The sequence below is a fragment of the Sediminibacillus massiliensis genome, from assembly GCF_900156915.1.
GTDB classification, from domain to species: domain Bacteria; phylum Bacillota; class Bacilli; order Bacillales; family Amphibacillaceae; genus Sediminibacillus_A; species Sediminibacillus_A massiliensis.
In genome coordinates, this window is record NZ_LT732535.1 from 789978 (window position 1) to 805886 (window position 15909).

Genomic DNA, 15909 nt, shown 5'->3' on the forward strand with positions numbered 1-15909 from the left:
TTCTTCCTCCTAGCTATTCATCCGATATATCTTCATGACTTATTACACGCTGACCAACCGTTTCGGGCTGTACAGCTGATAAAATGACATGATCACTGTCCGTAATGATAACGGCTCTAGTTCGGCGGCCATATGTAGCATCCACTAATTTATTAGTATCTCTGGCCACCGTGATGATTCTCTTTATTGGAGCGGATTCTGGTGAAACAATGGAGATAATCCGGTTTGCGGACACCACATTGCCAAATCCGATATTAATTAAACGTAAACTCACAATTGCTCCCCCTTTAGAACTGCCTTGCACGATAGATAGAGTCTATTATTATTCCCATATTGGGGAAAAATAACCTCATTCAATATTCTGCACTTGTTCTTTTATTTTTTCTAATTCGCTCTTTACAGCAATCACCCATTCACTGACTTTGACATCATTCGATTTGGATCCGATTGTGTTTGTTTCCCGCAGCATTTCTTGTACAATAAAGTCCAGCTTCCTTCCAATCGCATCATGAAGACAAATCGTATTCAAAAATTGTTCAATATGGCTTTTAAGCCTGGTCAATTCCTCTGTGATGTCTCCTTTTTCAGCCAGTAAAGCTATTTCCTGTATGATCCGTGATTCATCGGCCAAAAAATCTTCCTGAACATATTCAGCAATCCTGTTGCTGATTCTTTCTCGATACTCCATTATAACAATATCTCTTTGTTTTCCCAACCACTTTGCAGTATTTTGTAAAAACTCAATCCGTCTCTTGATATCTTGTATTAACTCTTTCCCTTCTTCTTCCCTCATTTCAGAGACTTGGCTGCATGCTTTCTCGACAGCTTGTAGAACAACACTTTGCAAATCTTCATCTACCTTTTCTTGTTCTTTAACCAAAAACAATTGATCCAAATCAGTAACCATGCTGACAGGGATTTCCCCCGCCAAGCCATATCTTTCCTTGGCCTCTCGCAATTTTTCTATGTATTGATCCATTAAGTTCCAATCTATCTCGATTGTACGGCTGCCATCCCCTTCCTCTTCCAGATTAACAAATATATCGAACCGACCTCTGCGAAAATGTTTTTTTGCGATTCGTTTAATCGAATCTTCCATTGATAGGGAAGCTCTCGGTAATTTGGTCGACACATCTAAAAATCGGTGATTGACACTTCTTATTTCTGCAGTTACGACTATACTGCCTGAAGATATTTCGGCCCTTCCGTAACCGGTCATGCTCCTAACCATGCTATTCACATCCATTTTCGGGATTTTCTGCCGATTATTCCAACGTAATCATAACAAAAAACCAGGCTTGTGCCTATAAAATGAATGGATAAAAAACAAAAGACTGCCATACCGGCAGCCTTCTGCAAATGATTTATTTCTTTGTAAAGCCGAACAGAACTGTAGGAATGGCAGCAAGGGCCAGAATGTACAACCAATCTTTCAAAACAAGGTCCATCGTATGGAATACTTCTTGCAAAGGCTGGAAATAAATAACCACGAGCAATAACAACACAGAAGATATTACGGCTGCGACTAAATAAAGATTTTGGAATGGATTCCTGGCAAAAACGGACTTATCGCTCCGGCAATCAAACACGTGGATAAGCTGGGCCATAACCAAGGTCGTAAAGGCAATTGTTTGGGCATAACGTAGATTGTCCGGATTTCCTTGATAAGCAGTCATAAAAGCAACTAGCGTCACCAAGCCGATCATTATCCCCCTGCTGATAATTTTAAAACCCAATCCCCTGGAAAAAACGCCCTCCTTCGGGCTTCTGGGCCTTCTTTTCATCACGTTTTCCTCCGGTTGATCTAGTCCCAATGCCATGGCAGGAAGCCCATCTGTGACAAGGTTCACCCATAAAATCTGGACTGGTATCAGAGGCAGCGGAAGAGCAAGGATCATCGCAAACAGCATCACTAATATCTCTCCTACATTGGATGCTAAAAGGTAACGGATAAACTTTCTGATATTTTCATAGATATTCCGTCCTTCTTTTATAGCTGATTTTATCGTTGCAAAGTTGTCATCCATTAAAACTAAAGCAGAGGCTTCTTTTGCCACATCCGTACCACTATTCCCCATACTAATCCCTATATCGCTCGCTTTGATGGCAGGGGCATCATTCACCCCGTCTCCCGTCATCGCCACGACATGGCCTTTTTTCTGAAATGCTTTGACGATTTTCAATTTGTGTTCCGGTGTGACTCGGGCAAACACATAGACATCCTCTATGACTTCGCTTAACTGATCTTGTGTCATAGCAGACAGTTGGTGTCCTTCCAACACCTTCCCTCCCGGAGGAAGCAATTGGAGATCACTTGCAATTGCCTGAGCTGTTTTCGAGTGATCCCCGGTAATCATTACTGTCTTGATACCAGCATCCCGGCATTCCGCAATAGCTGCTTTTACTTCTTTACGAGGTGGATCGATCATTCCGGTTATCCCGATGAAAGTCAAATCTTTTTCCAAGGCAAACTCGTCAGGAATGAGGTCAGTGGTAACTGTCTTGATACCAATCGCTATTGTCCGTAAAGCTTTACCAGCCATTTCATCGATTGCGGTTTCTATTTTTTTGATGTCATTCGCTTTAATCGCCCGTCTACTTCCATCGAACAGAAAGGACATTCTTGGCAGCAAGACATCGGGGGCGCCTTTCGAGATGGCGAGACGATTGCCGTGTTCATCTTCCACTAAAACAGTCATTCGTTTTCTATCCGAATCGAAGGGGATTTCTTTGAGTATTTTAAATCGAGCTGTATCAGCGACATCTAATCCAGCTTTTCTCGCCGCAACCAACAAAGCACCCTCGGTCGGATCCCCATCAACATACCATCTTCCCTTTTTTTGTTCGAGACTGGAATTGTTGCACAAAGACCCGTATAGCAGCAGAGACTTCAATTCCGTACTGGAGGTTTCTTTATTTCCTTCATAAAAAGAACCATTGACATCATATCCTTCACCGGTCACCTGTACACAACTGGAAGGCATGAAAATTTCCTTTACAGTCATTTGATTTTCGGTCATGGTCCCGGTTTTATCAGAACAAATGACTGATGCACTGCCCAATGTTTCTACAGCCGACAATTTGCGGACAATCGCTTTCTTCTTGATCATCCTTTGAACACCGAGAGAGAGTGCGACAGTCACAATAGCAGGTAAGCCCTCGGGAATGGCAGCGACTGCCAATGAAACACCCGCTAAAAACATCTGGTAAAGAGGATGCCCTTGGTAGACACCAATGATGACGACAAACGCAGTCAGAAGCAATGCTACAAGTATCAAAATTTTACCAAGCTCAGCCAGTTTTCTTTCAAGAGGTGTCGACATTTCTTCTGTTTCCACAAGCAAAGTGGCAATCTGCCCCATAGCAGTCTTCATCCCGGTCCCGACCACTATTCCCAACCCGCTTCCCCTTGTGACTAACGTTCCCATGAACACCATGTTTTTTTGATCTTGAGGCTCCAGGTTATCCGCCTTCAACGACTGAGCTTGTTTGGCTACCGGCAGTGATTCGCCCGTCAACGCCGACTCTTCCAGTTCCATACTTCCTGACTCGAGTATTCTGATGTCAGCTGGAACCCTGTCGCCACTGTTCATCTTGACTATATCGCCGACCACTAATTCGCTTGATGGTATTTTCATCCATTTCCCATCTCTCCGGACTTGCGCTAACGGTGCCGATAACTCTTTCAGTTTCGCTAACGATTTTTCAGCTTTCTGTTCCTGGAAAAAACCGATGAAGCCATTTATCAAAACGATAAACATAATGGCGATTGCGTCAACATACTCTCCCAGCAAACCCGAAACAAGTGTGGCGGCAAGTAAAACCAATACCATAAAATCCTGAAATTGTTTTAAGAAAACAAGCCAAAGCGAAGTTTTTTTCCCGTCCTCCAGTACATTTGCTCCCAATTTCTTTCTTCTTGTGTCCGCTTCCTGCATCGTAAGCCCTGTTTTTGTATCCACACCCAGTTTCTTCTCTATTTCTTCTCCAGATAATTGGTACCATTTCACATAGCATTCCTCCATGTACAAGTCTGTCTTTTGTATATCTATTCAGACTTGTCCAGAAAAATGCTATAATTACGGAGCGAGGTGATTCCATGGCTTTTGATGGAATAGTTACCCGTGCTGTCACGAATGAATTGAATTACACATTGACAGCAGGGCGGCTAATGAAAATTTATCAACCAACAGAAACAGAACTTATTTTAACGATCAGAAGCAAGGGGACCAACCATTCCCTCTTGCTTTCGGCACACCCGAGTTATGCACGCTTCCATTTGACGGAAGACAGTTATCACAACCCAAAAGAGCCACCGATGTTTTGCATGTTATTAAGAAAACACTTGGCAGGCAGCTTTGTAGAAAAAATCGAACAGCATGAGAACGAACGGATCGTTTCCTTCCATTTTAAGGGCAAGAACGAAATAGGAGACGAAACTTTCAAAACTCTGATCATAGAAGTGATGGGAAAACACAGTAATATCCTGCTGATCGACAGGGAAAAAGGACATATCCTTGATAGCATAAAACATGTTCCGCCTGCCCTTAACAGGCATCGGACAATTATGCCTGGGCATCTGTATAAACTTCCACCAGATCAAGGAAAAATCAACCCGGTTGAACTCAGTGCTGAGGATTTTGTGAAAAAACTTGATTTCAATGCAGGGATGCTGGATAAACAGATTGTCGACAAATTCATGGGATTCTCTCCATTGATTGCTCGAGATATTATCGAGAGAGCGAAACTGGGGGAATCGGATAAATACAAAAATGTGTTTATTGATATCCAGTCAAGATTGCTTGAGCATAATTATCAACCTGCTATAAATCAAAACCAGAAAGAAGATTTCTACGTTATTCCCTTGATCTCCTGGCGAGAACATGCAAAGTTATACGACACTGTCAGTGAAATGCTTGATCGATACTACTCTGGTAAAGCGGAGCGCGATCGGGTAAAACAGCAAGCAGGCGATCTGCATCGTTTTTTGAAGAATGAACGGGAAAAAAATGTACGAAAAATAAAAAAACATCAACAGACAATAAAAAAGGCCGAAAAAGCAGATCATCATCAACGGCTTGGCGAACTGTTGACAGCAAATATGCATACGGTCAAACAAGGGGATCAATCTGCAAAGGTCATTGATTATTATGACCCAGAGCAGGCAGAAATCGAGATTCCATTGAACCCGAACAAGACCCCGAGCGAAAATGCCCAAGGATATTTCAAAACTTACCAAAAATTGAAAAAATCCAAGGAAGTTGTCGTACAGGAAATCGAAAAAGCGAATAAAGAAATTCAATATCTGGATGAATTAATACAACAAATCGAGGGTGCCAGAGAACAGGATATTGAAGAAATTCGGGAAGAACTCCGCGAAGAAGGTTATTTAAAGACCAAGACCAAGTCAAAAAAGAAATCAAAAAAACAAACGAAACCAGAGCCAGAGCAATTTTATGCTACTGACGGAACAGTGATTCTAGTAGGAAAAAACAACAAACAGAATGAGTACTTGACCAACAGAATGGCTGCGCGCGATGATATCTGGCTTCATACGAAAGATATTCCTGGTTCCCATGTGGTTATCCGAGACAAAAATCCTAGCGAGGAAACGCTGAAAGAAGCGGCACAAATAGCCGCCAATTTTAGTAAATCGAAGAATTCTTCCTCTGTACCGGTTGATTACACACTCATTCGGCATGTCAAAAAACCGAATGGTGCAAAACCAGGTTTTGTCACATACGATAATCAAAAGACTTTGTTTGTCACACCGGAAGTATCTATTATCGAAAAACTAAGATTAAATGATAAAAAATAAATAAAAGGAAGTTCCTTTTACTCCGGAACTTCCTTTTTTTAAACCATGTTATTGAAGAGGGGAATTTTGTCTATTACGATCGTCCTCTTGCTCAGAAGAACCGCCCTCTACCAATTCTTCCTTCGCTTCTTTTACTTTATTTCCGGCATCCTTCAATGAATTGCTGGCCTCTTTCACAGTCGTCACAGCTTCTTGTGTATCGTTTTGAACATCTTTCATTTCGCTGCGAAGATTGCTGTTGGTTTTATTGTAAACTTCTTGTACGGTAGTGATTGCCTCTTTTAGCGTATCAGATGCTTCTTTCACTCGTTCCATCAATTGATCCTTTGTTTCCCGAGGATTTTCCCTGATGTCTCCTGCGACTTTAGTCACCGAATCTTTCATCCCGCTGACATTATTCTTAACCTTTGAGCGGGTATTAGAGTTTAGCATGGCTATAGCGGCTCCTGCCAATGCACCGGCTGCCATACCGACCATTAATTTACTGTTTTGCTGTTCTTGATTTTGCATGATTTTTCACTCCTTATAAATTCTGAACATAATAATTATTTATCTATAAATTACATTTACCACAGTATTAGGGAACTTAAACAAAAGAAAACCCGGCATCATTGCCGGGCTCCAAGAATAGATTCTATTGAAAAGAGTTTCTCCAAGTTAATAGCTTTGTTTTTTCGTCTTCCTCGATATGGTTTTCTTCTTCCAAAACATCCAGCAAAGTATCAAAGCTGGTGATCGTCTTCAATGGAATGGCTTTACCGGCAAACTGTGCTTCTGCTTTTCTTAATCCATATGTAAATATTGCCAGTACAGAAATTACATGGACACCTTCTTGCTGCAACGCTTCGGCAGCTTTTATAGAAGAACCACCTGTCGAGATAAGATCTTCAATGACGATAGCTTTCTGCCCTTTCTCTACTTTCCCTTCAATCTGGTTTTGCTTTCCGTGTGACTTGGCTTTAGAGCGAACATAAACCATTGGCAGCCCTAGTTTTTCTGAAAGCCATGCCGCATGCGGGATACCGGCAGTCGCACATCCAGCAATCACATCCGGCTTTTCCGGCATTTCGTCGATCATCCGAACAAAAGCATCGGAGATTTTATTCCTTAAATCCATGTCTGACATGGTCAACCGGTTATCGCAATATATTGGTGACTTGATACCAGATGTCCAGGTGAACGGATTTTCCGTGCTGAGTTTAACCGCTTCTATTTTATGTAGTTGTTTGGCAATATCAATATTCAGGGAAGTCATTTCTCCACTCCTTTATAGCAGTATTGTACGTCTCGGCAGGATTTTGAGCATTGGTAATGCTTCGCCCGATCACAATCGCATCTGTTCCTGCATTACGTGCAAAATCAGGTGTTGCCACCCGTTTCTGATCCTGGTTTTCGCCGGCTGCTAACCGGATACCGGGAGTAATTGTGTAAAAATCTTCTCCACACAATTTTTTAACTGCGGAAACCTCATGGACAGAGCATACTACTCCATCTGCTCCATTTTGCTTAGCCTTCCCAGCCAACCTGAGTGTCGCAGATTCTATATTTTCTTCGATGAGCAAATCGTTGTGTAGGGTTTGTTCATCATGAGAAGTCAGGATGGTGACAGCAATCAGTTTCGGGGAATAATTGCCGTGTCCACCTTCCATCAATCCTTCTTTAGCCGCTTGGATCATCTCTCCGCCACCCAAAGCATGCACGTTTACCACCTCAACCCCCAGTTCAGCTATGTTCCGCATCGCACGGTAGATTGTGTTGGGGATATCATGTAATTTCAAATCAAGAAAAATAGAATGACCTTTCTTCTGTAGCTCACGGACAACCCGGGGACCTTCTTTATAAAAAAGCTCCATCCCTATTTTTACTGGAACTCCATCCAAGTGGTTGGAAACAAGAAAGGACTCTGCCTTATTCCAGTTCTGAAAATCAAGTGCTAGAAACATTGGTTTTTCCATGTTGATGTCCCCTTTCTATTACTTCTTGAACAGAAGAAAAACCATTCTGTTGTATCACTGCAGGCAATTCTTCTACAATTTCTTTACATATTAAGGGATTTTGAAAATTTGCTGTCCCAATTGCCACTGCATTGGCTCCTGCCAGCAAAAACTCAAGGGCATCCTCTGCCGACGTGATACCTCCCATCCCGATTATTGGCAGTGATACAGATTGTCTCACTTCATAAATCATCCTGACGGCAATGGGCTTGATAGCAGGACCGGATAATCCACCCGTCTTGTTTGCCAGTAAAGGCTGCCTGCTTTTTAAATTGATTTGCATGCCCGTCAATGTGTTGATCATGGATAAACCTGCAGCCCCCGCTCTTTCGGCGGCTTGTGCCATTCCCACAATGTTGGATACGTTCGGGGAAAGTTTCACATACACCGGTAATCGACTTATTGAAGAAACTTTGCTGATCACTTCTTCAGCTAACCCTGGATCGGTACCGAATTGAATGCCGCCTTCTTTGACATTTGGACAGGAAATATTCAGTTCTAAAGCTTTGATGTCAGAACACTCATTGAGAGCTTTCGATACTGCAACATACTCTTCGACAGTACTGCCTGCTACATTGGCGATTATCGGTGTATCATACCGGGACAAAAATGGAATTTCGTTTTTTATGATAGCTTCGACACCTGGGTTTTGGAGTCCGATAGCATTAAGCATACCTGATGCTGTCTCGGCCACACGAGGTGTGTCGTTTCCATATCTAGGAAAAAGGGTCGCCGCTTTAATGATGATTGCACCGAGAATATTTAAATCATAGAAATCGCTGTATTCTTTGCCAAATCCGAAGCACCCAGATGCAGGCATGATGGGATTTTTGAGATCCAGTCCCGGCAAGTTAGTCTGCAAAACGCTCATATTGCCACCTCATTCGCGCAAAATACTGGTCCATCCTTGCAAATTTTCTTGAATGATCCATCACCAGAAGCAGTCGGTACGACACAAGCATAGCAGGCCCCAATCCCACATCCCATCCGCTGTTCAATCGAGATGTAACCTTCTTTGTCACAGAGGTTTTCAGCAACCGCCCTTAACATAGCTTCAGGACCACAGGTGAAGTAGTAATCATACTCCCCAGCTTCATGCAGGTAATTGGTTACAAAACCTTTTCCTCCATAAGTCCCGTCATTCGTCACGATGATTGTTTTCCCTAAAGCGGAAAATTGATTTTCATAGAATACGTGGTCTTTGGATTGAAATCCCAATATGTGGACGACTTCGATGCCTCTCTCTTTCAATTTCCTGGAAAGATAGTAGAGAGGGGGGACGCCAATCCCGCCTCCGATTAATAATGCTTTCCTAAATGAAAGATTTGCTATTGGATAACCTTTCCCGCAAGGAGCCAGGACATCTAATTGATCCCCTACAGAACGTTTGCTCAACTGATCCGTCCCCTGTCCGTTTATCTTGAATATGATGGACCAGACTCCGTTTCTTACATCCGCAACAGATATCGGCCTCCTCAGCATATGGGAAGAATCCACTTTTATATGGATAAACTGTCCCGGTACCACCTCTTCTCCTGAAGGATAATCTGCCTGTAATTTCATTTCAATTGTTTGATCGGCAATTTCATCGACAGAAAGAACGGTCATATATTGTTGTTTCATACGGTCACCGCAGCCTTCACTTGATTTACAGGGCGCGCTGTAAATGAAGTGGAATCAATGACGTTTAAAATTGCTTCAGCAGTATCCAAACTGGTCAGGCAGGCAATTCCATGCTCAACGGATTCCCTCCTGATTCTGAAGCCGTCAGAACGAGGTTGTTTACCAGAGTTCAAGGTGTTGATCACTACTTGTACAGTCTCATTTTCTATAATAGATAGGACGTTGGTTCCATCAGAGCCTATCTTACCTACTTTCTGGACTGGTATGCCGTGTTTTACCAGGTGAACCCCGGTCCCTTCTGTTGCAAACAACTGGAAACCAAGCTGATGGAACCTCGAAGCGATTTCCGTCATTTCGTGTTTATCCTTATCTGCAACTGTCAATAAAACAGCCCCTTCTTGCGGAATAGACAGACCAGATGCGGTCAAACCCTTGTACAAAGCTTTCTCCAATGTCTTGTCTGTTCCGATTGCTTCACCGGTCGATTTCATTTCGGGTCCAAGTATGGTGTCCACACTCCTGAGTTTTTCGAAGGAGAAGACCGGAACCTTTACAGAAACCAGATCAGATTCAGGCAGAATACCATTGTCATACCCCATGTCTTCCAGTTTTTCACCGATAATGCACTTCGTTGCGATATTTGCCATCGTTACACCTGTTATTTTACTTAGAAACGGAATAGTTCTACTTGCCCTCGGATTGACTTCAAGCACATATACTTCGTTGTCATGGACCACGAACTGTATGTTTATGAGTCCCTTCACTTGCAGTTTCCTGGCTATTTTCATTGTTGCTTCTTCGCATTTTCTCTTGATTGTCTCACTGATTCGCTGGGTTGGATAAACAGCAATTGAATCACCTGAATGAACTCCTGCCCTTTCAATGTGTTCCATAAGACCAGGTATGATGATTGTTTCTCCGTCGCTGATCGCGTCGACTTCCATTTCAATCCCAGTCAAGTATTTATCAATCAGTATCGGATGTGTATGTTTGATATTGTTTGTCTTCTTCAAGTAGTTGTAAAGTTCATCATCATCGTAGACGATTTCCATCTGACTGCCGCCAATTACATAAGATGGACGTACTAATACTGGATAACCCACTTCTCTTGCAGCATCTATAGCTTGATCCAGGCTGCGCACACTCTTTCCTTTCGGCTGGAGGATATCCAATTCATCAAGGAGTTGTTCGAATTTGTCCCTGTCTTCCGCTGCATCGATCGCTTCTAGTGAGGTTCCAAGAATATTGACCCCTCTTCTTTCCAGTCCTGCCGCCAGGTTTATAGCAGTCTGTCCACCGAATTGAACAATTACCCCGAGAGGTTTTTCCAAATCGATAACATGCATGACATCTTCCAATGTGAGCGGTTCGAAATATAATTTATCCGAGACACTGAAGTCTGTTGAAACAGTTTCCGGATTATTATTCATGATAATTGCTTCATAACCCGCTTCCTTCAAAGCCAATACCGAGTGCACTGTTGCATAATCGAATTCAATTCCCTGGCCGATCCGGATCGGTCCAGAGCCAATCACGAGCACTTTTTCTTTACGGGAAACGATAGATTCGTTTTCTTCTTCGTAAGAACTGTAGAAATATGGTGTCTGAGATTCAAATTCCGCGGCACAAGTGTCTACCATTTTATATACAGGTGTTATTTTCTCTTGTTTCCTCAATTGATAGACTTTATCAGTGGTGGTTCCCCATAAACGGGCAATTTGGGAATCACTGATACCAGACTGCTTGGCTTTTTCAAGTGTCGTTTTATCCCATGGATTTTCTTTGATTACCTGTTCTAAATCGACAATCTTTTCAATTTTTTTCAAAAAGAACCTGTCGATTTTTGTTAACTGAAATATTTCTTCAATAGAAACTGCACGCCGGATCACTTCCGCTAAAACAAAGATTCTTTCATCATCCGGATGTACCAGACGGTGTTTTAATTCTTCAAGTGGAGCATTTGCCAAGTTTTCCATCCACAATTCATCTGAAGTAGAATCAAGCGAACGAATTCCTTTTAAGAACGATTCTTCAAAAGTCCTGCCAATCGACATCACTTCACCTGTAGCTTTCATCTGGGTTCCAAGCGTCCGATTACCGGAAGTGAACTTATCAAACGGAAACCTAGGCAATTTTGTAACAACATAATCCAACGCAGGCTCATAGCAGGCAAACGTATTACCGGTAATTGGATTAACAATTTCATCCAAAGTTAATCCCACAGCAATCTTGGCTGCAAGCTTGGCAATTGGATAGCCAGTCGCTTTCGAAGCCAAAGCTGACGATCGACTCACTCTTGGGTTCACTTCGATGATATAATATTGAAAACTGTCTGGATCCAATGCCAGCTGGACATTGCATCCCCCTTCTATTTTCAATGATCGGATAATTTTCAATGAAGCATTCCGCAGTAATTGGTATTCCCTGTCGGTGAGTGTCTGCGATGGTGCAGTGACAATCGAATCTCCAGTATGTATGCCGACCGGATCAATGTTTTCCATATTACAAACAACGATTGCTTGATCGTTTTTGTCTCTCATCACTTCATACTCGATTTCTTTGAAACCCGCAATATTCTTTTCTATCAAACATTGGGTTACAGGAGACAGAAACAAGCCATTTCTAGTAATCTCGATTAACTCTTCTTCTGTATAACACATGCCTCCGCCTGTTCCACCCAGCGTGTATGCAGGCCTCACGATCAGTGGATAACCAATTTCACCAGCGAATTGCAATGCCTCTTCTATAGTATGGACAATACTGCTATCGGGAACAGGTTCGTTGAGTCTGTTCATCAAGTTTCTGAATTTCTCCCTGTCTTCTGCCTGTTGAATCGCATCAAGGGAAGTACCCAACAATTCCACACCATACTCGGCAAGAATGCCTGACCTATCTAACTCTACAGCCATATTCAATCCCGTTTGTCCTCCAAGTGTGGGGAGCAATGCATCCGGTTGTTCCTTGCGGATGATCTTGGATAAAAACTCTACAGTCAATGGTTCCATGTAAACAGTATCAGCCATTGTTTCGTCAGTCATGATTGTAGCGGGATTGGAATTGGCCAAAATGACGTAATAACCTTCCTCCCTTAGTGCCTGGCAGGCTTGTGTACCCGAATAATCGAATTCCGCTGCCTGTCCGATGACGATGGGACCTGAACCAATAACTAGGATTTTGTTTATATCTTTACGCTTTGGCATGATTTTTCCTCCTTGTCGATAACTTGATGTGCTTCGATATTGAGCAAGAACTGGTCAAACAGCTGGTTTGTATCATCGGGACCTGGCGAGCTTTCCGGATGATATTGTACAGAGAAAGCCGGATAGGTTAGATGCCTGATCCCTTCCACCGTGCCATCGTTCAATGCCGTTTGAGTCAGTTCCAGGTCGGTATTAGCAAGTGATTCCTTCTTAACCGTGTAACCATGATTTTGAGAGGTCATATACGTTTTATTTTTGATTAAGTCTTTTACAGGATGATTGGAGCCCCTGTGACCGAAAGATAATTTTTCCGTCTCTGCCCCACAAGCCAAGGCTAGTAATTGATGGCCGAGACAGATACCAAATATCGTCGTTTTATCGATAATTCCTTTTATCATTTCAATGGCTTCCGGCACATCCTGGGGATCGCCTGGTCCGTTTGTCAGCATTACACCTTCCGGCTTCATCCGTAAAATTTGTTCGGCACTATAATGATAAGGCACGACGGTAACATGACAGTTCCGTTTTGTCAGCTCTCTTAAAATGCCGTGTTTCATTCCAAAATCGATCAGAACAATCCTTTTGCCTCTTCCGGGTACCACATATGGTTTTACGGTGGAAACCCTTTTTACTTGATCCCTTTTCTGATGGGTATTTTTCAATCGTTCTAAAGCTTTATCTGTCGGGTACTCCTCCGATACAATAAGTCCTTTCATCGTACCGTGATTACGGATGATTCTCGTCAGCTTTCTCGTGTCAACCCCCGAGATTCCCGGAATATCATTTGCTTCAAGAAAATCATGGACCGATTCTTCACTTCGATAATTGGAAGGAAAATCGCATAACTCTTTTACAATAAGTGCATGTATTGATGGAGTGATTGTTTCAAAGTCGTCCCGGTTGATTCCATAATTCCCAATCAATGGGTAAGTCATCGTTACAATCTGGCCGCAATAAGAAGGGTCAGTCAATATCTCTTGATAACCAGTCATTCCCGTATTGAATACAACCTCACCTGAAACTTCTTTCATGCTTCCGAACGCTTCTCCTGTAAATACTGTTCCATCCTCAAGAATGAGTTTTCTCTTTGTCATAATGAACCTCCTCGAATACGATTGAGCCTGAAGCTATAGTCAGCACTGGCTTTCCTGAAACTTTCCGTCCAGCAAAAGGTGTGTTTTTTCCTTTTGAATAAAATTTCGTGCTGTCTATGATCCATTCATTGTTTAAATCCAACAAAGCAATATCTGCGTCCCTTCCCGGTGCCAACTGCCCAAAAGGTAGTCCAAAGGTGTCTGCCGGTTTTACTGTCAACCAGTCTATCAATTGCTTTAACGATACCTTGCCCGATTTTACCAATCCTGTATGAAGCAAACCGAAAGCTGTTTCCAACCCTGTAATTCCAAATGGCGCTCCCAGCAACCCCTGTTCCTTTTCCTCTTCTGTGTGTGGTGCATGGTCTGTTGCAATAAAATCAATCGTGCCGTCGAGCAAACCATCAAGAAGTGCTTGGCGATCATCTTTACTTCTTAATGGAGGATTCATTTTAAAATTCCCGTCATTTATGACATCATCTTCCGAAAGGAGAAGGTGATGGGGTGTTACTTCTGCTGTTACTTTAATGCCGGCTTTTTTGGCATCGCGTATTACTCGGACAGATTCTTTTGTACTTACATGACAGACATGGTAATGACAATCTGCAGCTTCTGCCAATAAAACATCGCGGGCTATCTGAACCGATTCACAAACAGACGGAATTCCAGGCACTCCCAGCCGCTTGCTGGTTATGCCATCGTGAAGGACTCCTTTATGTATCAATGTATTATCTTCACAATGTGCAACAATTGGCATCCCCAGTTCAGAAGCTGCTTCCATCGCACTGAGCATCATATCGGCAGACTGGACTCCCACCCCATCGTCTGTGAACGCAAAAGCGCCGGCTTTCTTCAATGCAGCCATATCAGTCAAATGTTTTCCTAACTGTCTTTCTGTAATGGCTGCATAAGGGAGCACCCTGACATGTGCATCTTTTTCTATTTTTTCTTGCAACTGGCTGAGCGTTTCTTCCTTGTCAGGGACTGGCCGGGTGTTAGGCATCGCACAAACTGTAGTAAATCCTCCGGCTGCTGCTGCGAGCGTACCAGTATGGATCGTCTCTTTCGCCTCCCCACCCGGTTCACGCAGATGTATATGTATGTCAACAAAACCAGGTACAGCTAAATTCCCTTCACAATCAATCACTTCTCCGCTTCTATCAGATAGATGTTCTGCAATATCTACTAACTTTCCGTTTTCAATCGCGATTTCACACGGTTCCAGTTGATCATCTTCCGACAAGCGCAGTGCGTTCACCAATAATTTCCGCATCGATAATCCCCCTGTTCTCCAATAAAGTTTTGATAATAGCCATTCTTGCATAAACTCCGTTTTCCATTTGTTTGAATATTCTTGATTTCCCGCTTTCCACTAAGCTATCGGCAATTTCCACTCCTCTGTTGACCGGAGCTGGATGCAAGATGATCGCATGCTCTTTCATACGTTTTTCCCTATCAATCGTCAAACCGTATGAATCAAGATATTCGGTCTTATTGATAATATCGTTTTCTTGATGCCTTTCATGCTGTACTCGAAGAAGCATGACAACATCACATTTATCAACTGCCTCGTCAATCGATATATAAGGAAACCGAAGTGTAGAATCCTGCCATTCTGGTTTAGACGAAAGATATACATTTGCTCCGAGTGTACTCAAAGCGTATGCATTGGATCTTGCGACACGACTGTGTTTAATGTCTCCTATAATCGCGACATTAAGGCCAGTGAATTTCTTATATTCTTGGTAGATTGTTAACAAGTCGAGCAAAGATTGTGATGGATGTTCTCCTTTTCCGTCCCCTGCATTGATTACCGGTATGGAAAGTCCGTCGGCCAACGGCTGTAAAATTTCTTCCTCTGATTGTCTAATAACAAGTACGGATGCACCAAGCGCCTCGAAAGTTCGGGCTGTATCGTAGATTGTTTCACCTTTCTGAACACTGGATGTATCACTATTGAAATCCAAACTCTCAAGACCGAGCCTGCGCTGAGCGATAGTAAAACTCATTTTTGTCCTTGTACTAGGTTCAAAAAACAAATTGGCGGCAAACAGTTTTCTGTTGATCGGCTCGATACCTGTTTCTTTTAATTCCTCAGACTCCTTAATCAGTCTCAACAGTTCATGTTCGGACAAATCTTTCATAGACAAAAAGTGGTTCATCACATTTCCTCCCCTGCG

13 protein-coding genes are annotated in these 15909 nt (G+C 42.7%); 1 reads left to right on the top strand and 12 read right to left on the bottom strand.

Features of this window, described 5'->3' with window-relative positions; genetic code table 11:
* Positions 1-13 precede the first annotated feature (13 nt).
* The 3 genes from remA to CZ434_RS04860 form a co-directional block, all read right to left on the bottom strand.
* Positions 14-274 carry an extracellular matrix/biofilm regulator RemA gene (remA, locus tag CZ434_RS04850; RefSeq protein WP_077622073.1) on the bottom strand — a complete coding sequence of 87 codons (261 nt, stop codon included), beginning with the start codon at positions 272-274 and terminating at the stop codon, positions 14-16.
* Positions 275-349: 75 nt separating this feature from the next.
* Positions 350-1231 carry a YicC/YloC family endoribonuclease gene (locus CZ434_RS04855; RefSeq protein ID WP_077622074.1) on the bottom strand — a complete coding sequence of 294 codons (882 nt, stop codon included), beginning with the start codon at positions 1229-1231 and terminating at the stop codon, positions 350-352.
* A 133-nt stretch (positions 1232-1364) separates the two neighbouring features.
* Positions 1365-4010, bottom strand: coding sequence for a calcium-translocating P-type ATPase, SERCA-type (locus CZ434_RS04860; protein ID WP_077622075.1), 2646 nt, complete (start codon positions 4008-4010; stop codon positions 1365-1367).
* Positions 4011-4099: 89 nt separating this feature from the next.
* Between CZ434_RS04860 and CZ434_RS04865 the strand changes: the two genes are divergently transcribed.
* Positions 4100-5818, top strand: coding sequence for an Rqc2 family fibronectin-binding protein (locus CZ434_RS04865; protein ID WP_077622076.1), 1719 nt, complete (start codon positions 4100-4102; stop codon positions 5816-5818).
* A 48-nt stretch (positions 5819-5866) separates the two neighbouring features.
* Here the strand turns inward: CZ434_RS04865 and CZ434_RS04870 are convergent, their stop codons facing one another.
* The 9 genes from CZ434_RS04870 to CZ434_RS04910 form a co-directional block, all read right to left on the bottom strand.
* On the bottom strand, positions 5867-6328 hold the full coding sequence (locus CZ434_RS04870; protein WP_077622077.1) for a hypothetical protein: 462 nt from the start codon (positions 6326-6328) through the stop codon (positions 5867-5869).
* A 124-nt stretch (positions 6329-6452) separates the two neighbouring features.
* Positions 6453-7073, bottom strand: coding sequence for an orotate phosphoribosyltransferase (gene pyrE, locus CZ434_RS04875; RefSeq protein ID WP_077622078.1), 621 nt, complete (start codon positions 7071-7073; stop codon positions 6453-6455).
* On the bottom strand, positions 7054-7773 hold the full coding sequence (gene pyrF, locus CZ434_RS04880) for an orotidine-5'-phosphate decarboxylase (protein ID WP_077622079.1): 720 nt from the start codon (positions 7771-7773) through the stop codon (positions 7054-7056). The genes pyrE and pyrF overlap by 20 nt, the downstream gene beginning before the upstream one ends.
* The gene (locus CZ434_RS04885; protein WP_077622080.1) at positions 7745-8683 is read right to left on the bottom strand and encodes a dihydroorotate dehydrogenase; all 939 of its coding nucleotides are present in this window, start codon (positions 8681-8683) and stop codon (positions 7745-7747) included. Before CZ434_RS04885 ends, pyrF begins: the two co-directional genes overlap by 29 nt.
* Entirely contained in the window at positions 8680-9435 is a 756-nt protein-coding gene (locus tag CZ434_RS04890) for a dihydroorotate dehydrogenase electron transfer subunit (RefSeq protein WP_077622081.1), read from the bottom strand. The genes CZ434_RS04885 and CZ434_RS04890 overlap by 4 nt, the downstream gene beginning before the upstream one ends.
* Positions 9432-12635 carry a carbamoyl-phosphate synthase large subunit gene (gene carB / locus CZ434_RS04895; protein ID WP_077622082.1) on the bottom strand — a complete coding sequence of 1068 codons (3204 nt, stop codon included), beginning with the start codon at positions 12633-12635 and terminating at the stop codon, positions 9432-9434. The genes CZ434_RS04890 and carB overlap by 4 nt, the downstream gene beginning before the upstream one ends.
* Positions 12614-13729 (bottom strand): carbamoyl phosphate synthase small subunit, encoded by a 1116-nt coding sequence (locus CZ434_RS04900; protein ID WP_077622083.1) that lies wholly within the window; start codon positions 13727-13729, stop codon positions 12614-12616. Before CZ434_RS04900 ends, carB begins: the two co-directional genes overlap by 22 nt.
* Complete coding sequence (locus CZ434_RS04905; protein WP_077622084.1) at positions 13704-15002, bottom strand: dihydroorotase; 1299 nt, start codon at positions 15000-15002, stop codon at positions 13704-13706. The genes CZ434_RS04900 and CZ434_RS04905 overlap by 26 nt, the downstream gene beginning before the upstream one ends.
* The gene (locus CZ434_RS04910) at positions 14959-15891 is read right to left on the bottom strand and encodes an aspartate carbamoyltransferase catalytic subunit (RefSeq protein ID WP_077625072.1); all 933 of its coding nucleotides are present in this window, start codon (positions 15889-15891) and stop codon (positions 14959-14961) included. The genes CZ434_RS04905 and CZ434_RS04910 overlap by 44 nt, the downstream gene beginning before the upstream one ends.
* Between the last annotated feature and the right edge of the window lie 18 nt (positions 15892-15909).